Source organism: Echinicola salinicaeni (assembly GCF_014280965.1).
GTDB classification, from domain to species: Bacteria; Bacteroidota; Bacteroidia; order Cytophagales; family Cyclobacteriaceae; genus Echinicola; species Echinicola salinicaeni.
The window spans coordinates 794,588-816,494 of the sequence record NZ_JACODZ010000001.1; the positions used below are offsets into that span (position 1 = coordinate 794,588).

Annotated in this window: 27 protein-coding genes and 1 pseudogene; 17 read left to right on the forward strand and 11 right to left on the reverse strand. The window is 39.2% G+C overall.

The features are described from left to right. Positions 1–44: 44 nt before the first annotated feature. Positions 45–674, reverse strand: a complete 630-nt coding sequence (locus H7U17_RS03340; RefSeq protein WP_186754789.1) for a 4'-phosphopantetheinyl transferase family protein — start codon at positions 672–674, stop codon at positions 45–47. A gap of 39 nt (positions 675–713) precedes the next feature. Between H7U17_RS03340 and H7U17_RS03345 the strand changes: the two genes are divergently transcribed. Genes H7U17_RS03345 through H7U17_RS03360 form a run of 4 tightly spaced genes read left to right on the forward strand, consistent with a single transcriptional unit; the run spans position 714 to position 3,387 of the window. After that, a complete protein-coding gene (locus H7U17_RS03345; RefSeq protein ID WP_186754792.1) occupies positions 714–1,622 on the forward strand; it encodes a WD40 repeat domain-containing protein in 909 nt (302 codons plus the stop codon). 2 nt (positions 1,623–1,624) lie between these two features. Continuing rightward, on the forward strand, positions 1,625–2,560 hold the full coding sequence (locus H7U17_RS03350) for a DivIVA domain-containing protein (protein WP_230981241.1): 936 nt from the start codon (positions 1,625–1,627) through the stop codon (positions 2,558–2,560). Continuing rightward, a complete protein-coding gene (gene folB, locus H7U17_RS03355; protein WP_186754794.1) occupies positions 2,560–2,925 on the forward strand; it encodes a dihydroneopterin aldolase in 366 nt (121 codons plus the stop codon). Before H7U17_RS03350 ends, folB begins: the two co-directional genes overlap by 1 nt. Continuing rightward, positions 2,926–3,387 carry a DUF4268 domain-containing protein gene (locus H7U17_RS03360; RefSeq protein ID WP_186754796.1) on the forward strand — a complete coding sequence of 154 codons (462 nt, stop codon included), beginning with the start codon at positions 2,926–2,928 and terminating at the stop codon, positions 3,385–3,387. It begins immediately after the preceding gene. Here H7U17_RS03360 and H7U17_RS03365 read toward each other — a convergent pair. Beyond that, positions 3,382–3,882 (reverse strand): DUF6265 family protein, encoded by a 501-nt coding sequence (locus tag H7U17_RS03365; RefSeq protein ID WP_230981242.1) that lies wholly within the window; start codon positions 3,880–3,882, stop codon positions 3,382–3,384. The two genes, H7U17_RS03360 and H7U17_RS03365, sit on opposite strands and share 6 nt — an antisense overlap. A 9-nt stretch (positions 3,883–3,891) precedes the next feature. After that, positions 3,892–4,212, reverse strand: coding sequence for a HesB/IscA family protein (locus tag H7U17_RS03370; RefSeq protein WP_186754798.1), 321 nt, complete (start codon positions 4,210–4,212; stop codon positions 3,892–3,894). Positions 4,213–4,316: 104 nt separating this feature from the next. On the opposite strand from H7U17_RS03370, the gene H7U17_RS03375 reads away from it, so the two are divergent. From H7U17_RS03375 to H7U17_RS03390, 4 genes are read left to right on the forward strand one after another with little or no spacing between them, the layout of a single operon-like run. Next, positions 4,317–4,838, forward strand: coding sequence for a DUF7935 family protein (locus tag H7U17_RS03375; protein WP_186754799.1), 522 nt, complete (start codon positions 4,317–4,319; stop codon positions 4,836–4,838). A gap of 8 nt (positions 4,839–4,846) precedes the next feature. Next, positions 4,847–5,266 carry a YkvA family protein gene (locus H7U17_RS03380; protein ID WP_186754801.1) on the forward strand — a complete coding sequence of 140 codons (420 nt, stop codon included), beginning with the start codon at positions 4,847–4,849 and terminating at the stop codon, positions 5,264–5,266. 36 nt (positions 5,267–5,302) lie between these two features. Then, complete coding sequence (locus H7U17_RS03385; protein ID WP_186754803.1) at positions 5,303–5,911, forward strand: thioredoxin family protein; 609 nt, start codon at positions 5,303–5,305, stop codon at positions 5,909–5,911. Positions 5,912–5,921: 10 nt separating this feature from the next. Beyond that, the gene (locus H7U17_RS03390; protein ID WP_186754805.1) at positions 5,922–6,641 is read left to right on the forward strand and encodes an NAD-dependent epimerase/dehydratase family protein; all 720 of its coding nucleotides are present in this window, start codon (positions 5,922–5,924) and stop codon (positions 6,639–6,641) included. A gap of 18 nt (positions 6,642–6,659) precedes the next feature. Here the strand turns inward: H7U17_RS03390 and H7U17_RS03395 are convergent, their stop codons facing one another. Further along, entirely contained in the window at positions 6,660–7,880 is a 1,221-nt protein-coding gene (locus H7U17_RS03395; RefSeq protein ID WP_186754807.1) for a hypothetical protein, read from the reverse strand. Between the two features lie 36 nt (positions 7,881–7,916). Between H7U17_RS03395 and dtd the strand changes: the two genes are divergently transcribed. Genes dtd through H7U17_RS03410 form a run of 3 tightly spaced genes read left to right on the forward strand, consistent with a single transcriptional unit; the run spans position 7,917 to position 10,254 of the window. Further along, positions 7,917–8,369: a D-aminoacyl-tRNA deacylase gene (gene dtd, locus H7U17_RS03400; protein WP_186754809.1), complete on the forward strand. Its 453-nt coding sequence runs from the start codon at positions 7,917–7,919 to the stop codon at positions 8,367–8,369. A 4-nt stretch (positions 8,370–8,373) separates the two neighbouring features. Next, positions 8,374–9,879: an ATP-binding cassette domain-containing protein gene (locus H7U17_RS03405; protein ID WP_186754816.1), complete on the forward strand. Its 1,506-nt coding sequence runs from the start codon at positions 8,374–8,376 to the stop codon at positions 9,877–9,879. Between the two features lie 48 nt (positions 9,880–9,927). Further along, the gene (locus H7U17_RS03410; RefSeq protein ID WP_186754817.1) at positions 9,928–10,254 is read left to right on the forward strand and encodes a nucleotide pyrophosphohydrolase; all 327 of its coding nucleotides are present in this window, start codon (positions 9,928–9,930) and stop codon (positions 10,252–10,254) included. A gap of 85 nt (positions 10,255–10,339) precedes the next feature. Here H7U17_RS03410 and H7U17_RS03415 read toward each other — a convergent pair whose 3' ends face one another. From H7U17_RS03415 to H7U17_RS03425, 3 genes are read right to left on the reverse strand one after another with little or no spacing between them, the layout of a single operon-like run. Beyond that, positions 10,340–11,500, reverse strand: coding sequence for a beta-ketoacyl-[acyl-carrier-protein] synthase family protein (locus tag H7U17_RS03415; protein WP_186754818.1), 1,161 nt, complete (start codon positions 11,498–11,500; stop codon positions 10,340–10,342). Then, positions 11,493–12,098, reverse strand: a complete 606-nt coding sequence (gene bioD / locus H7U17_RS03420) for a dethiobiotin synthase (RefSeq protein ID WP_186754819.1) — start codon at positions 12,096–12,098, stop codon at positions 11,493–11,495. The genes H7U17_RS03415 and bioD overlap by 8 nt, the downstream gene beginning before the upstream one ends. Before the next feature lies 1 nt (position 12,099). Then, a complete protein-coding gene (locus H7U17_RS03425) occupies positions 12,100–13,221 on the reverse strand; it encodes an aminotransferase class I/II-fold pyridoxal phosphate-dependent enzyme (RefSeq protein WP_186754820.1) in 1,122 nt (373 codons plus the stop codon). Between the two features lie 181 nt (positions 13,222–13,402). On the opposite strand from H7U17_RS03425, the pseudogene H7U17_RS03430 reads away from it, so the two are divergent. After that, positions 13,403–13,775: pseudogene (locus H7U17_RS03430) on the forward strand (GxxExxY protein). A 51-nt stretch (positions 13,776–13,826) separates the two neighbouring features. Here the strand turns inward: H7U17_RS03430 and H7U17_RS03435 are convergent. The 3 genes from H7U17_RS03435 to H7U17_RS03445 all read right to left on the reverse strand — a co-directional run bounded on the left by H7U17_RS03435 (position 13,827) and on the right by H7U17_RS03445 (position 16,156). Next, positions 13,827–14,552 carry a 2-phosphosulfolactate phosphatase gene (locus tag H7U17_RS03435; RefSeq protein WP_186754821.1) on the reverse strand — a complete coding sequence of 242 codons (726 nt, stop codon included), beginning with the start codon at positions 14,550–14,552 and terminating at the stop codon, positions 13,827–13,829. Positions 14,553–14,609: 57 nt separating this feature from the next. Beyond that, positions 14,610–15,704: a glycine cleavage system aminomethyltransferase GcvT gene (gene gcvT, locus H7U17_RS03440; RefSeq protein WP_186754822.1), complete on the reverse strand. Its 1,095-nt coding sequence runs from the start codon at positions 15,702–15,704 to the stop codon at positions 14,610–14,612. A 125-nt stretch (positions 15,705–15,829) separates the two neighbouring features. Continuing rightward, positions 15,830–16,156 carry a HesB/IscA family protein gene (locus tag H7U17_RS03445; RefSeq protein WP_186754823.1) on the reverse strand — a complete coding sequence of 109 codons (327 nt, stop codon included), beginning with the start codon at positions 16,154–16,156 and terminating at the stop codon, positions 15,830–15,832. 95 nt (positions 16,157–16,251) lie between these two features. Between H7U17_RS03445 and mce the strand changes: the two genes are divergently transcribed. Next, entirely contained in the window at positions 16,252–16,665 is a 414-nt protein-coding gene (gene mce, locus H7U17_RS03450; RefSeq protein WP_186754824.1) for a methylmalonyl-CoA epimerase, read from the forward strand. Between the two features lie 38 nt (positions 16,666–16,703). Next, positions 16,704–17,732, forward strand: a complete 1,029-nt coding sequence (gene thiL / locus H7U17_RS03455; RefSeq protein WP_186754825.1) for a thiamine-phosphate kinase — start codon at positions 16,704–16,706, stop codon at positions 17,730–17,732. 930 nt (positions 17,733–18,662) lie between these two features. On the opposite strand, the gene ruvC is transcribed toward thiL, so the two are convergent. After that, positions 18,663–19,235 carry a crossover junction endodeoxyribonuclease RuvC gene (ruvC, locus tag H7U17_RS03460; protein WP_186754826.1) on the reverse strand — a complete coding sequence of 191 codons (573 nt, stop codon included), beginning with the start codon at positions 19,233–19,235 and terminating at the stop codon, positions 18,663–18,665. A gap of 26 nt (positions 19,236–19,261) precedes the next feature. Between ruvC and H7U17_RS03465 the strand changes: the two genes are divergently transcribed. From H7U17_RS03465 to H7U17_RS03475, 3 genes are read left to right on the forward strand one after another with little or no spacing between them, the layout of a single operon-like run. After that, entirely contained in the window at positions 19,262–20,383 is a 1,122-nt protein-coding gene (locus H7U17_RS03465) for a glycosyltransferase (protein WP_186754827.1), read from the forward strand. A gap of 38 nt (positions 20,384–20,421) precedes the next feature. Further along, positions 20,422–20,673, forward strand: a complete 252-nt coding sequence (locus H7U17_RS03470; RefSeq protein ID WP_186754830.1) for a hypothetical protein — start codon at positions 20,422–20,424, stop codon at positions 20,671–20,673. Between the two features lie 14 nt (positions 20,674–20,687). Continuing rightward, complete coding sequence (locus tag H7U17_RS03475; RefSeq protein ID WP_186754832.1) at positions 20,688–21,899, forward strand: PP2C family protein-serine/threonine phosphatase; 1,212 nt, start codon at positions 20,688–20,690, stop codon at positions 21,897–21,899. Positions 21,900–21,907: the final 8 nt, after the last annotated feature.

Genomic DNA, 21,907 nt, shown 5'->3' on the forward strand with positions numbered 1-21,907 from the left:
GACTTTTTCTTAATCTACTAAAAAGTTGGGAAAAATCATCCTGTTTACCAGATAGTATAAGTTAAAACCAGGTCGTTTTTTCGTTCTACTTTTACTGTATAGTAGTGGTTTGCAAAGTCTGTTCCGTGGATTTTCCCCTTGATAATATTGTCTTTATGGCTAAAGGGACTCAGCAGAATGTGTTGCCTTAAACTAATGCCTTTTCTTCCTTGGCATTTGAAAATGGATTCCTTGGCAGACCATGCGATTGTGTATAAGACAGGGTCGTTGTTAAGGAATTCGATTTCCGAAGGATCTAGAAATTTTGGTCCTAGTCGTACTACTTTTTCCTTTACATAATCCAAGTCTATACCCACGGGCATTTCTTTATGGAAAATAGCAGCGGCCAGGCCTTGTGTATGGGTAAGGGAAACATTTCCATAACCGTCCATTGGATAGGACTTGCCATGTTCATCTTTATAAAACCCAGGATAGCCCATATTGATGGTGTCCAAGGCTGTTTTGATGGCTAAGCGAGCACCTTTCCATTCTTTTTTCTTTTCTGGGTGACTGATATTGGCAAAAGAAAGCTTTTCCCTGAAGCTGAGAAAGTCTATGGGTTTGTTTTCCTGTTCGTCAATATTCTTGACAGCCAAGGCCGATAAAGGGTTAATTTTTTCTATTTTTGCTTGCATTGGGCTGGTGTGGTGAGTATGATGTTGAAAGTGCAATATATGTCAAAAATTCAAGTAAGTAAACTATATACCTTAACAGGTCATAATGATAGTATTTATGCCCTGGCAGAAGGTAAGGATCCTAGGTTTTTTTATACCGGAGCAGGAGATGGGATGGTCGTACAATGGGATCTAGATACACCCAAGGATGGGAAATTGATAGCCAAACTTCCCCATTCTGTGTACGCATTGGAGGTGGATAAGGAGCGTAACCTGCTCTTTATTGGTCATAATTTTGAGGGAATTCATGTAATTGACTTGAATACCAATAAGGAAATTTGGTCGCTTAAAATGACCGATCAATCCATTTTCGATATTAAGGTTTATAAGGATTGGGTTCTTGTGGGAACAGGAGACGGGGTGATTACCCTACTGGATATCAATGAGCGTTCAGTCTTTAAGCATATTAAAATAGGAGAAAAAAATATCCGAATAATGGATATTGATAAGGATAAGGAGCATTTGGCCGTAGGGGCAAGTGATAATTCTGTTAAGATTTTTGATCTGAAGGATTTCTCTCCGATCACAAAACTGGATGGGCACCAAAATTCAGTTTTTGCCTTATCCTATTCTCCAGATGGAGGGTTTTTAATAAGTGGGGGGCGTGATGCACATCTGAAAATCTGGGAAACGGAACAATACCAAGAACAGGAAAGTATTGTGGCGCATATGTATGCCATCAACTATTTGGACTTTCGTGAAGATGGCAAATATTTTGTAACTTGTAGTATGGACAAGTCCATTAAGCTCTGGGAGAGTGCTACATTTCAGTTGAAAAAAGTGATTGATAAATCACGGCATGCAGGGCATGGTACATCCGTAAATAAGGTACTATGGAGTAGATACAGTCAGCAAATCATTGCTATCAGTGATGATCGTACCATATCCATTTGGGAAGTAGAACTTTAATCATGCATATGAAAATAACACCATTAGAAATTCGGCAAAAATCCTTTGAGAAAAATTTTCGTGGATACGATAAAGATGAAGTGAGCTCTTTTTTGGTTTCCCTTTCCCAAGAATGGGAAAAAGAAATGGATGAGAAAAGAGAGTTGAAGATAAAGCTTGATCAGGTGGAAAAAGAGTCTGCCAAACTCAGGGAGGTGGAGGATTCTCTTTTTAAAACCTTAAAGGCCGCGGAAGACACAGGTGCTAGCATGATAGAACAGGCCAATAAAACGGCAGAACTGATTCTCAAAGAGGCACAGATGAATGCGGATGCCATGATAGCTGAAGCCAAATCAAAGGCCAGAAATATCATCGATGAGGCAGATGGAAGGGCTAAAAATATTGTAGAAGACTTGAAGGTGGAAGTTAACTCCTTGGTAGAAAGTTATGAAGACCTGCTGGCTCAAAGAGAGATTGTAATCCGAAATTTGAAAAATCTGTCTACGGATAGTCTTGAGAATGTAAAACAATCCCAAGAGGATATTAAGCGGATCAAGATGGAGGTGCATACCAAAGCTGTAAAGGAATTGAGTAGGCAAATGCCCAATTTTAAGGAAGATGAAGACAAGTCGCTCCCGAAGCCTAAGGAGAAGTCACATACTTTTGTCATTGAAACAAAAAAAGAAGCATTTCCAATAGCTGATCAAGAGCAGGAGCTATCCGTAGAGGTGGAAAGAGAAGATATAGAACCTGCTGAGCAAAAGCGGGAACCAAATAAAGAGGAAACGAAGGATTCTTCCTATCAAGAAACTGAGATTACAGCAGAGAATAAGGAAGCGTCACCGAAAGAAGAAACTGTAAATAACAAAACAAGTTCAGTATCAGAAAAGAAGGAAGAAAAGCCAAGGGATACTGAATACAAAAAGGCAAGCGGATCATTTTTTGACCAATTTGATTAATGGGAAAAGTATCATTAGAAGGGATTGAGTTTCATGCTTTTCATGGGGTTTTTACTGAAGAGAAAAAGCTAGGGAATAGGTTTACGGTAGATATTCATGTAGATACCGATTTTAAGAAGGCCATGTTGGAGGATGACCTGACTGAAACAGTGGACTATTCAAAACTTTATCAGATTGCCAAATCCCATATGGAGGAGCCTGTTAAATTATTGGAGCATCTTGGCCATTTAATGTTACAGGATATCCTAAAGGAATATTCCGATTTGAAGCGAGTGGATATAATTATCAAGAAGCATAACCCAGCCCTTGGAGGTGTTGTCAACTACTCCGTTGTAAAAGTTTCCTATCCAGAAGATTATCAATAAGTGTACAAGAGAGCAGAAATTACAAAAACCAAAAAGGATTTTTGGACAACATTTGGGCAGTATATGAAACCAGTTCCCTCAGCTGAGGGGGTGCGTGTCAATTGGCAAAATTATAAAACCCATATTAGCCAAGTGTTTTTCAGGATGAAGGCTGAAAGAGGCTTTTGCTCCATAGGTATTGAAATTAATCATAAGGATACGGAGTTACAGGAGTTGGTATTTGAGCAATTTGAATCTTTTAAGAAAATACTACATAGTACGCTTGGGGAAGAATGGGACTGGCAGCTACATGCAGTGGATGATTATGGGAAAGTCACCTCCAAAATCGAACAAAGACTTGAAGGCGTCAATGTAATGGATAAGGACCAATGGCCGGATATCATATCTTTTCTAAAGCCAAGAATCATTGCCTTGGATGAATTTTGGTCCAACGTCAAACCTGCCTTTGAAGGGCTTTCATAATTCTTGTTTCTCATATTCAAAAGTGGTAATGGAAGATTTTCCATCATGCTCCATGGACAGTTTTATGGTCATCTTATCACCTGATCTTTGAATGGTCAAGCCATTAAAATAAGCAGTTTGTCCTTCAATCTTTATCAGCGGAAAATTAACCCATTCGTTTTTTTCCTCCCATGGAGAGAAATCAGCATTAAAGTGTTTGACTTTTAGGTTAATCTTTCCTGCCTCTTCAGCAATTGCCATGTATTCTGTGAAGATAAGTTTCCCCTCTTCTATATAGCGAAATACTCCCGTCATGGTATTGCCCTGTTTTGGCATCCACAGTTCTTCACATTCTCCATTGAGTCCAGGGCCTTTCCAGAATCCCACCATCCAAGTCAAGTCAGTTACTTTACCCTTGGAGAACTCAAGATCATCTTGTTGATTAATCTCTTGGGCGGAGGAATTGTAATGGACGAAGGTTAAGAACAGTAATGATAACAGGAAATTTTTCATCATGATAATTTTTTATTCTTCTACATCATGCCTTTTAGGGATGTCAGGGTTGACAAAGGTAAAGCCCCTGGCTTCACTTCCTTCATAAAAATCAATTTCCATTCCCATAAGGAACATGACATGCCTCTTTTCAATGAGCACTTGGATGCCGTGAAGTTCGAACTGTTGGTCATCTTCCTTAGCTTTGTCAAATCCCAAAGCATAGGACATGCCACCGCAACCTCCGCCCTTTACGCCTACCCTAAGAGCGTAATCTGCAGGAATGTTTTTGTTATTGATGATATTTTTGATCTCTAATTGGGCCTTATCTGTAATGGTAATCGGTATTAACATGCCTGATTAATGTTCTAGATGATTCTTTAGTTCAAAAATAATCACAAATAATCAACTTCTCTTTGAAATATTTTAGATATTCGAGTATAAATCAAATTAAGTAAATGGAGTATTTTGTTGAACTAATGAAGATCATCATTCCTGCGGGGTTGGTGATTTATGGTATGTATTTGGTAGTTGTGTCTTTTTTATCCAAGGAGAGAGAAGCAAAATTAATTACTTTAAAAACCAAAAATACAGATGTTATACTTCCTTTGCGCTTACAGGCAGGTGAGCGGCTTTGCTTGTTGCTAGAAAGGCTGACTCCTAATAATCTGGTGAGAAGGGTGAATAATCAGCCCTATTCTGCCCGAGAACTTCATGGATTGCTGTTGAGTGAGATCAGAGAAGAGTTTAACCATAATATGGCCCAGCAAATTTATTTTTCTGATGAAACATGGGATAGTGTAAAGACGGCCGTGGAAGAGGTGGTTACCTTGGTTAATCGTTCCATGCAGGAGGTTAATCCTGATGAAAAGGGAGTAGAGTTAGCAAAAAAGGTCTTTCAGCATTCTTTGGAGCAAAAAAATGATGGCATCTCTTTTGCACTTAAACAAGTGAAATCTGAAATCAGGGTATATTTCTAAATAGCAATATGAATAGATACAGAAATCTGGAGCCAAGTAAGTTGTTAGACAAAGCCAAAGGGCTATACCAGTCTAAAGCTGACAAAATTGCCAGGAGCAAGGAGCAATTGGAAAACCTTGTCCATAAGGTCAGTGACAAACTACAAGTGGTTGCTGAAAACCCAACTGTCCAAGAAGCAAAAGTCTACATATCAGTATTAGTCAGAATGGTAAAAGCTTACTGTAATAATGAATACAGAAGTTTTTCCCCAAAGACCTTGGCACTACTGGTTATGGGTTTGCTGTATTTTATTATGCCTTTGGATTTAATTCCAGATTTTATTCTCGGACTAGGCTATTTGGATGATCTTTCTGTTTTGCTGGCGATTACTAAAAGCATACAGCATGATATCCAAAACTTTTTGGATTGGGAAAGAACCAAGATTTAATAATTATCGTTAAGTCCTGAAAATAAAAAGGACGATATGAGTATTTCAACTTCCGTAATTACTCCTGAAGTAATTGAAAACGCCATGAATTACTCCCAATATAGGGAATTGATTGAGCAACTATTATTAGAGAATAAAACCACCGGCGAGAATCATTCAGAAGGAATGTTAGATTTCACTCGACTGAATATACAGCGAATGAAAAGATGGGACAAGACAGCAAAGCTGAGTGAAGAGCTTATTGATGCTGTGAAGGGGATTGATAGAAAACAAATTTGGTTGGTCATCACGGAAGGTTGGTGTGGAGATGCCGCCCAAATTGTGCCTTATTTTGAAAAACTGGCAGAGAATACTGATAAAATTGAAGTACGGTATATTTTACGTGATCAGCATCTTGGGGTCATGGACCAATATTTGACCAATGGAGGAAGGTCCATACCAAAGTTGATAGTTTTGGATGCAGTGGACTTAGAAGAGCTGTTTGAGTGGGGACCGCGTCCAAGGGAATTACAGGAAATGATGTCAGAATATAAAAGTGATCCAAAAGGAGTTTCTCCAGAAGAATTTAAGAAGAAAATCCATCTTTGGTATGCCAAAAATAAAAACAAAGCGCTTGAGGAGGAGTTGATAGCGCTAATAAGTTAATACGATCCATATGAAATCCATAGCCTTAGTTTCTGGAGCCTCAGGCCTGATTGGTGTTCAGCTGTTACACCAGTTATTTAAAGCGAAAGAATACGATTATGTGCTCTCTATTGCACGTAGGGAATTGGCTTTTAAGCATCCCAAACTGGTACAGGTGCAAGTGGATTTTGACAAGATCGAACAAACTAGTTTACTTGATAAATTGAGGGAGGATGATTTTGGAGGTGAAAATCATGGTTTGATTGCTGCTTTGGAAGCTAAGGAGGTGAAGATACACGCCTTTTGTGCCTTGGGAACCACCATAAAAAAGGCAAAGACAAAAGAAAATTTTTATAGAATTGATCATGACTATGTGATTGATTTTGCTAAATGGGCGCATCGTTGGGGAGCAAGTAAGTTCCTTTATGTAAGCGCACTTGGGGCGGACCAGCTTTCCTCTATATTTTATAATAAGGTAAAAGGAGAGGTAGAAGAAGATTTAAAAGTGATTCCTTTTAAGTATTTGGGGATTTTTAGGCCATCCATTCTTCTGGGGCACAGGAAAGAAACCCGAATAGGAGAGTCGATTGGTAAAGTAGTGATGCAAGCAGTTACTTCAGTGGGGTTGCTTAAAAAGTATAAACCTATTTATGATCATCAAGTAGCAAAGGCCATGGTGCACCAAGCACTCAATGATGAGTTGGAAATGGTGAAGGTGATAGAATCAAAGCAAATGCAAATCTTTGAATAGTAATGTTGAGCCTCTTATTTAAGAGGATTTGTTATTTTTATGTTTAAGGCTTAAGTCGAAATTTTGAGGTTTTAGCCATATTTTACTTATCACTGCTACCAATAGAGTATATGCTCCAAAAATGATAAGCCAATTCGCTGGGGCGTATTCAGGATACCACTTTTTCCAATTTTCAAAATCCGCTCCTCCATCTGGAATAAATTCAAACAATCTCATTGCTGGAAGACTTATGCCCAAGAGTACGATCCACTGAAGGTAAGAAAGTTGAAGGTTTCGTAGGAAAAACAATAGGACAAATGGAGCACCTAAAAATGCAATCCTGGTAAAATCTCCTCCGGCGATAAGACTGAAAAAGCCATAGACCAAGATAATCGGCAAAAGTAACTTTTGCCGATTATCAGGCTTGGTCAAAAACGGTTTAGGGTGCCAAATTAATACCCAAAGGAAGGCCGCATAGGCTATAGTGAGAGAGCATATCCATCTTAGAAAAAGATGAGGATGTCCCAAAAGGCCAAGGGTATTATTAAATAAATTGACTAATGCGTTTTTCCCAGTATTGGCACCAGGGAAATACATGCTCGTGATTTTTAGGGTAATATAGCTTATTAGAAGTGCCATTAAAAGGCTTCCGAAAGCTTTTTTATCATGCTTTCGGTATAAGGAGATTCCAGGGTAGATACATAGGACCAATAAAATAGGTAAGATAGATTCTTTTTGTATGGTGGATATTGCTGCTATTAACCATAATAGCCACCACTTACTTTCAATTAAAGCCAATAGCAAAATTAGTTGGAACAAATAAAGAGGAAGGTCAACCGTGATAGGATCAGAAAAGTTGGCTTTCCAAATACCTACCCAGTGAAAATTAATCCAGAACCAACCAATCCATGTTTTGAATCTTCCGAGATTAAGTTTTTTTCCAAGATAAAACCAGAAGGGAATCCAAGCGATTCCAAAAAAGAGGTTTAAGATTTTAAAATTGGTGAATATGTTGTCGAATGGCAATTGGGCTGCGAGCCAAGGAACGAAAATTCTTACACTAAAGGGGTAATTGACCCTATAGGTTTCCAATTTTCCCCTAAAGAATTCATAGGCCTTTTGATATTGGTTGGCATCAAACAGTCCGTTCAATTCGTGCTGTAGAGGTTGCTGAAACCAATTGAAAACGATAAAGCCCATCAAGCTGATGAAAATGGCCAAAATGACATCCGGAAAACTGTAAATCTTAGCTGATTTCAATTAACTTCAAGGTTTTATTTTAAAAATAGTATTACAATGATAGCAGTTATTCAGCGGGTTTCGGAATCTTCGGTGAAAATTGATGGAGAAATTAAAGGAAAAATAGGACAAGGCTTAATGGTTTTGTTGGGGATTGAGGAGGCAGACAATGCTGAGGATATCACATGGCTAAGTAAGAAAATTGTCAATTTGAGGATTTTTGGGGATGAGAATGGTGTGATGAACAAAAGCTTGTTGGATGTGGATGGGGAGGTGCTTTTGATTAGCCAGTTTACCTTGCATGCCAGTACCAAGAAGGGAAATAGGCCATCTTATATCAAAGCAGCGAAACCGGATATTGCGATTCCACTATATGAATCATTTATCCAGCAAGTAGAAAATGACTTGGGCAAAACCATTGAAACAGGAGAGTTTGGTGCTGATATGAAAGTGGCTTTGGTAAATGATGGACCGGTAACCATCAGTATTGATTCAAAAAATAAAGTATAAAAGGATGAGTTCATTGTTTCTATCAATCGAAAATGCTCATGTAAGGTATTTGGACAGGAATATTTTTCAGGGCCTGAACTTCCAAATGCAGAAAGGGGAGAACTGGGCCATTCTGAGTGCATCAGGTTCGGAAAAAACTGCATTTTTAGATACCATTCTTGGTAAAACTGTACTTTCAGCGGGTAGGGTAACCAGAGATTTTGCAGTGGATTACCAAAAGGAAATGACTTCACAGGGTAAGATCAATAGCTTTAGGGATTTGATTGCTGTAGTTTCCCAGAAATATACTTTTACCAATAAGTCAAACCTTCAAAACTTTTATTACCAGCAGCGCTTCAATTCATCCGAATCTGAAGAGGCTGCTACAGTAATAGAGCATCTGCAGGAAGTGGAGGTGAAGCAGGATGGCCCTTGGACTGTTGAAAAGGTAATGGAATTACTGGATTTGGATGTTTTAAAGGATAAATCTCTGATCAAGTTGTCCAATGGAGAAAGCAGGAGATTGGCCATTGCAGGGGCGCTTTTACGTAATCCAAAGCTTTTCCTAATGGACCAACCGATGACCGGTTTGGATGTAGACACCAGAAAACATTTTGGAGAAGTGTTGGAGACCATGGTGAGGTCCGGGATTCAAATAATCATGACGACTTCTCCAGAGGAAATTCCCAATGCCATTACAGACGTCGCGATATTGGAGGGAGGTAGAATTGTGCAATTGGAAAAAAGGGAGAACTTTCACCAAAAGGATCTGGTCAACCATGCCGCCCTTTCACAATTTGATCATAAAAAACTGGATGAATTGATTCAGAATAATCCTGTTAAACAATTTGATACGCTGGTCAAGATGAGCCAAGTCCATATTCAATATAATGGCAAGGAGATTTTGGACCAGGTCAACTGGGAGATAAAACAGGGCGAATGTTGGGTGTTGAGAGGACATAATGGAGCTGGAAAGTCTACCTTGCTTAGTTTGATCAATGGAGAGAACCCTCAGGCTTATGCCAATGACATTGTGCTTTTTGGAAGAAAGCGGGGAACAGGAGAAACGATTTGGGATATTAAGCGTCCTATTGGTTTTGTGTCACCGGAACTGGCAAGGTATTTCCCTAGAAACCAGACTTGTTTGAAGGTGGTGCTTTCTGGTTTATTTGATTCCATTGGCTTGTTTAAAAAAGTAAGCGAGGAGCAGGAGCAACTTGCCATGGAGTGGCTGAAGCTATTTAGGATAGAGCATGTGGCCCGAATGCTTTTGCACCAGATCCCTTTGGAGAATCAACGTTTTTGTCTTTTGGCCAGGGCTTTGATAAAATCGCCAGCCCTACTGATCCTTGATGAGGCTGCCCAGGGCATGGATGATGAGCAAAGGATTTTGTTCCGTGAGACAATTGACCATATCGGAAGGCATCGCGATGTTTCGATGATCTATGTAAGCCACTATGAAGAAGATATCCCGAAAGTGGTGAAAAGAGAATTGGTGTTGGAAGAAGGGAAAATAGTGAAGACGGTTTGATGCTATCATATAAAAAACAAAAATTAGAAAAACCGAATAATTAGAAGTATGACCATAGAAGAAGCACAAGAAAAGGTTGATCACTGGATCAAGACGGTTGGGGTAAGGTATTTTAATGAACTGACCAATATGACCATTTTGATGGAAGAAGTCGGGGAGTTGGCGCGTATCATGGCCAGGAAATATGGCGAGCAGTCCTTTAAGGAAAGTGACAAGGGCAAGGACCTAGGTGATGAGATGGCTGATGTGCTATGGGTATTGATCTGCTTGGCCAACCAAACAGGGGTAGATCTTACCAAGGCCTTGGAGAAAAATTTTGAGAAGAAAAATATTAGGGATATTGACCGACACAAAAACAACGATAAGCTGAAGTGAAAATAGTCTAAAGTATTGAGTCTTGAGATAATAGATACTAGATATGAGATTTTTTGCCTCATGTCTAGCGTCTAATATCTAAAATCTATTTTTCAATTACCGCGCAAATAGCCTGTCCTCCAAACCCCAATGCTGTGATCATAATTTTATTGATCGTTTTAGGAGGATCACAGTCATTTTTGACGTAGTCTGGTAATACTGGAAGTTCCTGGTTTTGCAATATGGAGATGGCCATATCCAAATTTGCTGCTAAGCTAGCTCCCAGTGAGTGACCAATCTTCCATTTATTTGAAATGGTATAAGGGACTTTATCACCAAAGACGGTTTGGTAAGCATTTTTTTCAGCAATATCTCCCAGCTTGGTGCCAGGAAAGTGTCCGATTATTAAATCAATATCTGGAACGGATTCAGCATTAAAGGCCCTTTTTGCTGCAGTAACTATACATTTACCTTCAGAGGATAATTCGGTGGAATGGTGGATCTTTTCTACAGCTGAACCGACTCCATTCAGGTATGCCAAAACATTATAGTTGGTGTTCTTTAGTTCGAAGGTATAAGCTCCTTCACCCAGTACCATGGTATTTTGTTCCTTTTCAAAATCCATGGATCTGCAAGGGTAGCTTTCGTTCGCACCATTAGCATAGATTCTAATTGCCTTCATCTGATCTATGGTCAATTGACCAGTGGGGCATTCCACAGCTGATGCAATAAAGCTATCTGTCATACCACTATTCAGCCAAGCAAATGCATTTTGTAACGTGAGTCCAAAGCTGCTACAAGTGGAGGATTGAAAGAAAAGTGGCTTGTCTGATTTATGCAATAGGCTAGGCCAACTACTGGCAAAACCCAGGGTAGAATGCGGAGATGTCCAAACCGGCAGGTTTGGGTTTTCTTGCTGCATTCTGGATAGGAAATCAATACTTCCTCTTGAAGTGGCCGCATTGATCATTTGACCTTCCGAAGGCTGTAAATCCATTTTGTGGATCAGATAAGAAAGCAATTTGGCTTCCTCCGGAAAACGTTCTGGTTTATGGCCTAGGCCTTGGATATATCCGTTTATTTCATTCCATAAGCTAGTAGAAACACTTGCTTTCCAATTTCCGTTGGTGTTTAGGTCAAAATAATGCTCCTTTGTACTGTATCTCCGCCCTTCTTGGGATTCATATAGCCCCAAAGGATTTATTCCCATGGCTTTGGTAATGCCAATTCTATTCTTCTCCGATCTTATCTTTTCACTATTATTCATCTCTCCCTATTTGTTTAAGATGTGGCAATTCATTTTTTTCCATATCCCATTCATCCATTCTGTATTGCGCTACAGGTGAGAAGCGTTTCAAAATAGCACTTTCCGAAGAAGCGTTTTCTTCACCGTTCCAGATAATGGTGAAATTCTTTATCCCCGCATAGGCCAAAGCCTGAAGCGTTAGTAAACTGTGGTTAATACTGCCTAAATAATGCCTGATGACAATTACTGGATGTAGTTTGGATGTTAAGAGAAAGTCCAGATAGGTTTGGTTATCATTGAAAGGTACCATTAGGCCTCCAGCTCCTTCTACACATAATTTTTCGGAATCCTTTGGAATAAGTGATTCTGGTAGGGAAATTTCAATATCCTCCAGCTTTGCAGCCAAGTGAGGGGATTGGGGTGTTTTTAACCTGTAAGCCTCCTGATGAATATAGGTCTCTGGGGACTTTTTAGAAATAAAAATGGTGTCAGATTGGTCCAGATCACCACATTGCACAGGCTTCCAGTATGCATGACCAAATGTTTTGCAAAGGGCTGCTGAACAAACAGTTTTGCCTATTCCTGTTCCTATTCCCGTAACAAATACCTTATTATCCATATTATTTTTCCAACAAGTTGATCAGCTCTTGTATTTCTTTTTTAGTGTTAAATGCGTGTAATACGATTCGTATTCTTTCTTCACCTGGTTTTACAGTAGGGGAAAGAATAGCGTAGCAATTAAATCCAGACCCTTGAAGTAATTCTACTTTGTCCTTTAGTCTTGGAATATCAGCACATTGCCAATATTGTATTGGGCTTGGGTTTTGGGAAAAGTTATTAGGCAGGTCCTTTACAAAGTTTAAATAGCTCTGGATGGCCTTATCAAGCTCTTCAAAATTACTTTTCTTTTTAAATAGGTCTAATGTACTCCTAATGCTGTTCACCTGATCGATAGATGGTGCTGTGGTATAAATAAAGGCCCTGCTAAAATTAACCAGAAAATCCCTAAGCATACCTGAACCCAATACCATTGCTCCATGTCCTCCTGCTGCTTTGCCAAAAGTGATTACTCTGGCAAAAAGGTTGGGGTGATCGTGAAATTCAGTCGAAATCCCTTTATTGTCCAGTCCTAAGGTGCCCAAGGAATGTGCTTCATCTATGATCAAAGCAGCTTGGTGTTTTTGGCAAAGATTTAACATCCCTTGGATATCTGGGGTATCCCCATGCATGGAAAATAACCCTTCTGTGAGGACAAAAATTCTTTTGCCTTTTTCTGCCTGCGACTTGAGCTTTCTTTCCAGGTCTGGCAGATCATTATGTTTGAAGGCTATTTTCTGCCCAAAGCCCAGACGCATTCCCTCTTTAATACTTGCGTGGACATGCTCATCAAAAACAAAACAGCTTTCCTTGTCTCCCAATGCAGAAAGTAGACCTACATTGGCCATATAGCCTGAATTGTAAAGCAAGGCTGATGGACTGTCCATAAAATCAGCGAAATCCTGCTCCAAAAGTTCTATTTCAGGATGATTTCCACTGATTAGCCTAGAGCCAGTTGCTCCTACCCATTGTGGAGAGGAATTGTTAGAAATTGACTGGCTGAGCAGACCTTTGGTGGAGTAACCAAGGTAATCGTTGGAAAAGAAATCCACTTTATCAGGGGATGTTTTTTTAAGCGTCCTCAATTTATTGGAAGAGGCCGCTTGCTCCAATTTGGATTGGATAAATTGGTGGTGCTTTTCCATGGAGTACAAAGGTAATTCCTATTGGCCGAATTGCAAAGGATAAACCACAAAGGACAAGGAGAACAAAGGGTATTAACCGCGGAGGACTCAGAGAGCGCAGAGAAGAAGGTTTTAATTGTTAAGTATTCTTTTTAGTTTGTAAGGGCTTTGTTTTATATGATTAGACTTCGCTTTTTTAATTATGAATGAAAATGAGATTTCTGGAAAAATTATTGGATGTGCAATAGAGGTACATAAGGTTTTAGGTCCAGGTTTCCTGGAAAGTGTCTATCAAGAATGTTTGCACTATAAATTGAAGAAAGATGGGCTAAGGGTGTTAAAAGAAGTTCCAATGCCCGTGTTTTTCGAAGATGCTAAGATTGATTGTGGCTTTAGATTTATTAGTGGAAGATAAGATTGTTATTGAATTAAAGAGTGTGAAAGAACTTTCTGATGTCCATCTTGCACAAATACAAACTTATCTTAAGCTTGGGGATTTTAAATTAGGTCTATTGATTAATTTTAATGTTTTACTTTTAAAAAATGGAATAAAGAGAGTTATAAATGATCAATAAAGTCAAATAGTTTCTTTGTGCCCTCTGAGTCCTTTGTGGTAAAACAGGTTGCTACCCAACTTTATTAAGTGCTACTTTTACTAATTCTTTACCTTCGAGTTTTCCTATGAAGTTGTATTTGTCCAAAGTAAGGCAGAAGTCTATATCGGCTTCGATATTATGGTTTTGAAGCCTTTTGGCATGGGAAGCCTGGCTTAAAAAGCCCTTGAGGTTCTCTTTGTTACTTTCGTAGAGTGCCTTCATAGCAATGGCACCATCACATTCAAAATGGAATTTATTTGCCAATACGCTAATCAAGGCACCAGCATAAAGAGAATCTTCTAAGTTAAACATGCCTTTCCAACCTGCGCAATGTATCAATATATCCTTTCCCTTATTGGCCAGATAGTCAGCAGTGGCTTGCAAATTTAGAAAGGCTCCTATCAAGACTTCAGCTGAATCCTTTTTGGATTTTTCAATAGTCAGCGTACCATTTGTGGTAGTCACTGCAATTTTTTCTCCGGCAAAGGCATTGTTTAAATAACTTAGAGGTGAGTTTCCCAATTGAAAGCCTTCAGCTGTTTTTCCGTTTCTTTCCCCGGCAATGATATAACCTTGGTCTTTCATGGACCTACATGTTTCTAATCCTGCTACAGGAGTGATGGAAGCTACATTATTGGCCAGTCCAGTAATCATCGTGGAGGTGGCGCGGAATATGTCCACTACGACTACGATTTTATCTGTCAAATCATAAAGATGAATCAGTTCTGGGCTAAGGCAAACTTCAATTTTACTCATGGGAAAGAAACAGGCTCCTGAGCAGTTCAAGAGCCTGATTTATTTTAAATTAAAATATTATTTTTTTAGCAATGGTAATTTTTCAACCACTGCAGATAAGTTTTTATTTCTAACGCTTACAGCTATTTCCGTTCCTGGTTTAGCATAAGCAATATCTACATAACCAAGTCCGATTCCAATACCCATGCTTGGTGACATGGTCCCAGAAGTTACTTCGCCAATTTGTGCTCCGGACTCATTGACAATTGGATAATGAGCTCTTGGGATACCCTTATCCTTGAATTTAAACCCTACTAGCTTTTTACCAACACCTTCTTCTTTTTGTTTCTTCAGGTTGTCACTATTGATGAAATCTTTAGTGAATTTGGTGATCCATCCTAACCCTGCTTCAAGAGGAGAGGTTGTGTCATCGATATCATTACCATATAAGCAGTACCCCATTTCTAATCTTAGTGTATCACGAGCCCCTAGTCCGATTGGTTGAATATCAAATTCAGCTCCAGCTTCAAAGATGGCATCCCAGACTTTTTCGGCATCCTCATTTTTTACATAGATCTCAAAACCTCCTGCACCGGTATAGCCAGTACCAGAGATGATCACGTCCTGAACGCCTGCGAGTTCTCCAACAGCAAAATGATAGAATTTGATGTCATTTAAATTGACTGGTGTAATCTTTTGTAGGGCAGCGGCAGCTTTTGGCCCCTGAACAGCAAAAAGAGACATTTCATCAGAAATATCTTCCAATTCTGCTTCCATTTCATTGTGTTGGTTAACCCAATTCCAATCTTTTTCAATATTGGAGGCATTTACCACCAAAAGATATTTTTCCTCAGCCATTTTGTAGACAATTAGGTCATCTACAATACCTCCTTTATCATTTGGAAAACAAGAATATTGTGCTTGTCCGATTACTAATTTAGCAGCATCATTTGAGGTTACTTTTTGGATCAGTTCCAAGGCATGTGGTCCGGTAACCATAAATTCTCCCATATGGGAAACATCAAAAACACCAACACCGTTTCTTACCGTATTGTGTTCTTGCTTGTCTGAGGTGTACCTTACAGGCATATTATATCCTGCAAAGGGAACCATCTTTCCGCCTAGTTCAATGTGCTTATCGTTAAGAGCAACTTTTTTGATTGTGTTTTCCATATATACTTGGGTCTTAATTCGGTTTCGGCAAAGGTAATAAATGAGCCATAAAAAACGAGTAGACAAACAAAAAAGACCGACTGAATTGGTCGGTCTTTAAGATTTCTTCAATATTTCGTCAAGTTTTAGATGGAAAAGCTTTCTCCGCAACCACAGGTTCTGGAAGCGTTCGGGTTGACAAATTGGAAACCTTTACCATTGAGGCCATCGGTAAATTCCAAAGTAGTACCGGCCAGATAAAGCAAGCTTTTCTTATCTACGATGATCTTAACTCCTTTGTCTTCAAAAACTTGGTCGCTATCTGAAATATTCTCATCAAAGCCTAAATCATACATCAGGCCAGAACAGCCACCACCTTTTACAGAAACACGAATGTTTTCATTGTCCTTTCTGCCCTCCTCCTGCTTTAATTTTTGAATCTGCTGCTTAGCGTTGTCTGAAACTATGATCATATTTTCTGTCTATTAATGTTCTAATGTTTTTCGGATAAGCATTAAACATGCTTACCTTAGAAATAATTCCTCATACAAATATACAAAATTAGCGCATGAGAAAAATCGAGCACCTGGGAATAGCAGTAAAAGACCTGAAAAAATCTAAGGAATTGTTTGAAAAACTTCTGGGAAAGAAAGCTTATAAGGAAGAATCAGTGGAGAGTGAGGGGGTGAGCACTTCTTTTTTTAAAGTTGGAGAAACTAAAATAGAGTTGCTTCAGGCCAATAATTCTGAAAGTGCCATTTCAAAATTTATTGATAAAAGATCGGAAGGGGTGCATCATATTGCATTTGAGGTAGATGATATTTATAAGGAAATTAAGCGATTAAAGGAAGAAGGCTTCGAAGTACTTAATGAAGAGCCAAAAAGAGGTGCGGATCATAAATTAGTTGTATTTTTGCATCCGCGTTCCACCAATGGAGTTTTGGTAGAACTGTGTCAGGATGAAAATCCACTTTCAAAATAAAATTCTGTAATATATTCAGAAGCAATTAGAAGGAAATTATGAGCGAAAAGAGAACAGAAATAGGAGAAATCGGGGAATTTGGTCTGATTGATCAATTGAATAGTAAAATACAAATTCGACATCAGGATACTTTGAAGGGGATTGGTGATGATGCTGCAGTATTGGATGCTGGAGATAAGGTAAAGGTGGTGACCACCGACCTATTATTGGAAGGAGTGCATTTTGATCTTTCTTATGCTCCTTTGCATCATTTGGGGTTTAAAGCGGTTGCGGTAAATATTTCAGATATAGCAGCCATGAATGCCGTTCCAAAACAGATTACCGTTAGTATTGCACTAAGCAACAGGTTTTCTGTAGAGGCAGTGGAGGCGATATATGCTGGGATCAATGCCGCAGCAGAACATTATAATGTGGATGTGATTGGTGGGGATACCACTTCTTCCCGAGCTGGTTTGGTAATTTCGGTGACCGCTATTGGCGAGGTAGAAAAAGGAAAGGAAGTATATCGTTCTGGAGCAAAGGTAAATGATATCATCTGCGTGACAGGTGACCTTGGTGGTGCTTTGATCGGATTGCAGGTACTGGAGAGGGAGAAAGAAGTCTTTATGGCTGACCCAAACATGAAACCACAACTGGACAAGTATGCCTATATTACCGGAAGACAGTTAAAGCCAGATGCAAGAATGGACATAATCCACGAGTTAAAGGAATTGGAGGTGGTACCTACTTCCATGATGGATGTGTCTGACGGGCTGGCTTCAGAGCTGTTTCATATTTGTAAACAATCCAAGGTCGGGGTAATGATCTATGAAGACAAACTGCCAATAGATAAGCAAACCTATGATACTGCGGTGGAGTTTAATTTGGATCCAATCACCTGTGTGCTAAATGGCGGAGAGGATTATGAGTTGGTGTTTACAATTAGCCAAGATGATTTCCATAAACTGGAGAAACATCCAGATATACATTTTATCGGGCATGTGACCAAAGAAGAGGAAGGCAAGTTTATGGTCACCAAGAGTGATACCGCTGTTCAGTTAAAGGCTCAAGGATGGGTACATTTCTAAAAGTGAGTTAATTCCCAGAGGAAAAATATAAAAAGGCCACAAAGCAAACATGAAAACAAACTGCTTTGTGGCCTTTCTGCTTATTTTATTTTTGTGTTTTCATGTTTTCTGTATATCAGCTATTTCACTAGCATATTTAACCCCACAAAACATTCTCTCAAAAACAGCACATATCTCATAGAAATGATTGTTTAAACCTATCTAATGCCCCAGATAGGACCGTGGAATCTCCGTCGCGGGCGGACAGGCAGAGGGAAATCAGGTTACTGGTGTGAAAATGGTCCATATTAATGAATGTAACATTTTTAACATTGCCCTTTAACCCATATTTAACCCCTAGTTAGGCCGTGTATATCCCGTGTTTATCCCGTGTTTCTCTTATCCGAGCTTTAGGCTAGTCTACACCCTAAGTCCTAGAAAAGCATGTGGGCATACCTTTAATGTTTTGGTTTGAAGAAGCTTAGAAATCCTTCTATCCCTTATAGCGATAAGCCAATATTATTCCAACCATTAAGGAGCTGAATGGCTGATTTGATTTTTCGTATTGTTGGGGTATCAGATAGCTCAGATAAGATTTTCTTTCTTTTAACAGGTTTCGATGAACACAGAGGTTTCTATCCTACCCTGGTCAAATTGTAGCATCGAGCTTTAATAAATGCATATTGAAGGAGCAGCTATATTGTAAATGCTTGAGTTAATCTATTTAATGGGTTAATCAAGTGATTTACTTGTAAGGAAACATTTTTAATAATAGGTATATCCTTAACTGTATCAGTAAAGATTAGAAGCGAATGGAAACGATCGTTTTGTTTGATTTAAGAATCCACTGCTTCAGGCTTCAGTTCTATCTGGCAGTTAGATAGGCTTCCCACCACTTGGGCAAAGGGATTGTGTTTACTGGAATCCTAGAGGGAATTCAGATGATAATTTTTATTTAATCCTGTCTGGATTTTCTTCAAGGAATGATTTCCAGCCTGCTGACCGACCTCGACTTTGTAATCTGCCATCATGGAAATGGTGACAAAGGGCTACCGCCAGAGCATCTGTAGCATCCAGAAGTTTGGGGATTGATTCTATTTTTAATAAAGTCTTAAGCATTTCAGCTACCTGTTCCTTGGAAGCATTGCCATTCCCTGTAACTGATTGTTTTACTTTCTTAGGGGAATATTCGGCTATGGGTATATCTCTGGCCAGTGCTGCAGCCATAGCGACACCTTGGGCCCTGCCTAGTTTGAGCATGGACTGAACGTTTTGGCCATAGAAAGGGGCTTCTAGGGCTACTTTGTCAGGGAGAAATTCATCGATGATCCCTGTGATGCGTTCAAAAATCTTTTTGAGTTTAAGTTCATGGGAGCCATATTTCTTTAGGTGGATCACACCGTATTGCAGGGGCTCGTATTTATTGCCTCTTACCAATATCAGGCCATATCCCATTATATTGGTGCCTGGATCAATTCCTAAAATGATTTGTTCTTTAAGCTCCTTTTTCGCTATTTTGCCCATTAGCGCAATTTACTAGAAATCCTCCCATGGACATGAATCTTTTGGTATTTTTCTTTTTTGGAGTTTTGGCTGTCTATTCAGCTATCCTTCTGCTTTTGGTCTATTATTGGGGGAAAGATAAGCCATCTGACACAGGCGTTGATCAGGCTTTTGAATATCCAGTTTCTTTGGTCATACCTTTTAGAAATGAAATTAATAATCTACCAAAACTATTGTCGAATTTGGCAAAGCAGGAATATGCTAATTTGCAAGTTGTTTTGGTGGATGATCATAGTGAAGATGGTGGGGAGGAATTTGTAAAAGAGTGGCTTAAAAGTAAAGGGCATGACAATTTTCTGTTGATTCAAAGCCAAGGGGAAGGTAAGAAGGCTGCTCTTGAAAGAGGGGTGGCAGTCTCCAACGGACTTATTGTGCTTACCTCAGATGCAGATTGTAAGTTGCCTGCACAATGGGTGAAGGATATGGTGAAGCCTTTTGATGATCCCAATATTCAAATGGTCGCAGGGCCGGTCATGTCAAAGGGTGGAAAGACAATGTTTGAGAATTTTCAACAGATTGAATGGGGAAGTGTTTTATTGATGACCAAGTTCTTTATTCAAATAGGTCGACCAGTGATGTGCAGCGGAGCCAATATGGGGTATAGAAAAGCTGCTTTTCTACATTTAAGGGGGTATCAGGGTAACCGTGATTATGCTTCAGGAGATGATTCCTTTTTGCTTGAAAAAATGAGCAAGCGCTTTGGTGCTGATGCTATAAAGTACCTTTCTGGAAAAGAGGTTTTGGTGCGTACCAAGGCCCGGCAAAACTGGAAGAAACTATTGTTTCAGCGTGCCAGATGGGCGAAAAAATGGAATAAACATCAAAATTGGGAAAATGCAGCGGGGGCCATTATAAGTGCATTATTTACCGTTTTCAGTATTTTAACTGTCTTTTTATTGTTTGGAGGAGGATTGATCCCCTTGTTGTTTTTGCTTTACTGGTCAATAAAGGTTTTGGTGGAATATTGGTCCCTGAATAAAGTTTTAAAGGATTATGAAATAAAATTGCCCTTTTTGAGTTTTATGTACACCAGTTTTTTTCATCCTTTATTTGTAGTTACTGTGGTGTTTTTGGCATTGTTTGGAAACCTGACTTGGAAAGGGAGATAGTGTTTGGTATTTAAATTTAACTGATAGCGAAAGAAAAAATGTCAGACGAAGAATACGAGTTGTTGGATGAACTTTACTTTGTTCAGCCATATGGCTATTTAAAAGAAACTTTAAACTGGGAAGATGAGGAGCTTTTGGCTACCTTGCAGGAGTTGCATTCCCGAGAACTTATCAAGTGTATGGTAGGGCCTGATGAAGAACTCTTTGAGGGAATCGACATAGCAGGGCAAGGAAAAAACTATTATTTCCTGGCTACCAAAAAAGGACTGATGGAACACAATACATTGTAAAAATAGGAGGGAACTTGACCACCGAAACCTTAAAATATCAAAGAAAAGAACTTGAGCTGAAAGCATTGTTGGAGATTACACAGGCCATCAATGAAAATAAAACCGAATCGGTATTGCTCAATATATTCAAATTCACCTGTTTGGTTCATTTGAATATTAAGGCTTTGGTATTGTATGTGGCCAATCAAGATGGTTTTCAGGAAAGGGTGAAACATGGCGTGAAGCAAAATATCCCAAAGTTGATACCTTATAAAGATGTGGATGACAATCGTGAAATAGGAAAACTCAATTTGGTTATGCCCAGAGAGTATTCCTTTAACGAATTGGATATATATGTGCCGGTATATCATAAGGATAAAATGCTTGCCATACTTCTTTTAAAGACAAAGGATGTAGATCGGGAATTGGATTTGGACTTTACCCAGGCCCTTACCAATATCTTAGTGGTGGCCTTGGAAAATAAGCGTTTTGCTCGGAGACAGTTGGAGCAGGAAAGGTTGAAGAAAGAAGTGGAGATTGCCAGCAATGTTCAGCGCATGTTGTTTCCTGACAAGTTGCCGGTGACGGAGAAGTTAAAGGCGAAGGTGACGTACTACCCCCATAGTACAGTAGGAGGGGATTATTATGATCTTATTCAGAAATCGGATGATGAGGTGTTTTTCTGTATTGCCGATGTGTCTGGAAAGGGTATGCCTGCAGCATTGTTGATGTCCAACTTTCAGGCAGCATTAAGGACTTTACTATTGAGTTCCTCAGATCTTTCCATGATTGCAAAACAATTGAACATTACTATTTTCGACAATACAAAAGGAGAACGATTCATAACTTTTTTCTTGGGATACTATAATTATAAGACCAAGTGTTTGAAATATGTCAATGCCGGTCATAATGCTCCTCTATTATGTGGAGGGAATATTGGCGAATGTGAGTTGTTAGAGGCAGGTACTACCATATTGGGAGCTTTTAAAGAATTGCCATTTATAGAGGAGGGGAAAAGAGAAGCCTTAAAGGATTTCAGTATCCATATGTATACAGACGGGCTCACTGAGGCCATTAATAAGAATGAGGAAGAGTTTGGTGAAGAAAGACTCTTTGATTTTGTAAAAAAAGAAGGGAATATCGACCCTGAAAAATTTCATGAAATGCTGTTTAATAGCTGGGATAGATTTTCAGAAGGTGTAGAACGAAGGGATGATACAACCATGTTAAGTATTCAGTTCCACTAGCCAAATAT

What these genes read in the sequence shown, in the direction of transcription:
- H7U17_RS03345 (WP_186754792.1), top strand. Translation starts at nt 714, where the DNA reads ATGTCAAAAATTCAAGTAAGTAAACTATATACCTTAACAGGTCATAAT.
- H7U17_RS03390 (WP_186754805.1), top strand. Translation starts at nt 5,922, where the DNA reads ATGAAATCCATAGCCTTAGTTTCTGGAGCCTCAGGCCTGATTGGTGTT.
- H7U17_RS03340 (WP_186754789.1), bottom strand. Translation starts at nt 674, where the DNA reads ATGCAAGCAAAAATAGAAAAAATTAACCCTTTATCGGCCTTGGCTGTC.
- H7U17_RS03465 (WP_186754827.1), top strand. Translation starts at nt 19,262, where the DNA reads ATGGACATGAATCTTTTGGTATTTTTCTTTTTTGGAGTTTTGGCTGTC.
- H7U17_RS03350 (WP_230981241.1), top strand. Translation starts at nt 1,625, where the DNA reads ATGCATATGAAAATAACACCATTAGAAATTCGGCAAAAATCCTTTGAG.
- H7U17_RS03410 (WP_186754817.1), top strand. Translation starts at nt 9,928, where the DNA reads ATGACCATAGAAGAAGCACAAGAAAAGGTTGATCACTGGATCAAGACG.
- H7U17_RS03445 (WP_186754823.1), bottom strand. Translation starts at nt 16,156, where the DNA reads ATGATCATAGTTTCAGACAACGCTAAGCAGCAGATTCAAAAATTAAAG.
- H7U17_RS03435 (WP_186754821.1), bottom strand. Translation starts at nt 14,552, where the DNA reads ATGAGTAAAATTGAAGTTTGCCTTAGCCCAGAACTGATTCATCTTTAT.
- H7U17_RS03385 (WP_186754803.1), top strand. Translation starts at nt 5,303, where the DNA reads ATGAGTATTTCAACTTCCGTAATTACTCCTGAAGTAATTGAAAACGCC.
- H7U17_RS03375 (WP_186754799.1), top strand. Translation starts at nt 4,317, where the DNA reads ATGGAGTATTTTGTTGAACTAATGAAGATCATCATTCCTGCGGGGTTG.
- gcvT (WP_186754822.1), bottom strand. Translation starts at nt 15,704, where the DNA reads ATGGAAAACACAATCAAAAAAGTTGCTCTTAACGATAAGCACATTGAA.
- H7U17_RS03415 (WP_186754818.1), bottom strand. Translation starts at nt 11,500, where the DNA reads ATGAATAATAGTGAAAAGATAAGATCGGAGAAGAATAGAATTGGCATT.
- H7U17_RS03425 (WP_186754820.1), bottom strand. Translation starts at nt 13,221, where the DNA reads ATGGAAAAGCACCACCAATTTATCCAATCCAAATTGGAGCAAGCGGCC.
- mce (WP_186754824.1), top strand. Translation starts at nt 16,252, where the DNA reads ATGAGAAAAATCGAGCACCTGGGAATAGCAGTAAAAGACCTGAAAAAA.
- ruvC (WP_186754826.1), bottom strand. Translation starts at nt 19,235, where the DNA reads ATGGGCAAAATAGCGAAAAAGGAGCTTAAAGAACAAATCATTTTAGGA.
- H7U17_RS03470 (WP_186754830.1), top strand. Translation starts at nt 20,422, where the DNA reads ATGTCAGACGAAGAATACGAGTTGTTGGATGAACTTTACTTTGTTCAG.
- H7U17_RS03405 (WP_186754816.1), top strand. Translation starts at nt 8,374, where the DNA reads ATGAGTTCATTGTTTCTATCAATCGAAAATGCTCATGTAAGGTATTTG.
- folB (WP_186754794.1), top strand. Translation starts at nt 2,560, where the DNA reads ATGGGAAAAGTATCATTAGAAGGGATTGAGTTTCATGCTTTTCATGGG.
- H7U17_RS03370 (WP_186754798.1), bottom strand. Translation starts at nt 4,212, where the DNA reads ATGTTAATACCGATTACCATTACAGATAAGGCCCAATTAGAGATCAAA.
- H7U17_RS03380 (WP_186754801.1), top strand. Translation starts at nt 4,847, where the DNA reads ATGAATAGATACAGAAATCTGGAGCCAAGTAAGTTGTTAGACAAAGCC.
- H7U17_RS03365 (WP_230981242.1), bottom strand. Translation starts at nt 3,882, where the DNA reads ATGATGAAAAATTTCCTGTTATCATTACTGTTCTTAACCTTCGTCCAT.
- dtd (WP_186754809.1), top strand. Translation starts at nt 7,917, where the DNA reads ATGATAGCAGTTATTCAGCGGGTTTCGGAATCTTCGGTGAAAATTGAT.
- bioD (WP_186754819.1), bottom strand. Translation starts at nt 12,098, where the DNA reads ATGGATAATAAGGTATTTGTTACGGGAATAGGAACAGGAATAGGCAAA.
- thiL (WP_186754825.1), top strand. Translation starts at nt 16,704, where the DNA reads ATGAGCGAAAAGAGAACAGAAATAGGAGAAATCGGGGAATTTGGTCTG.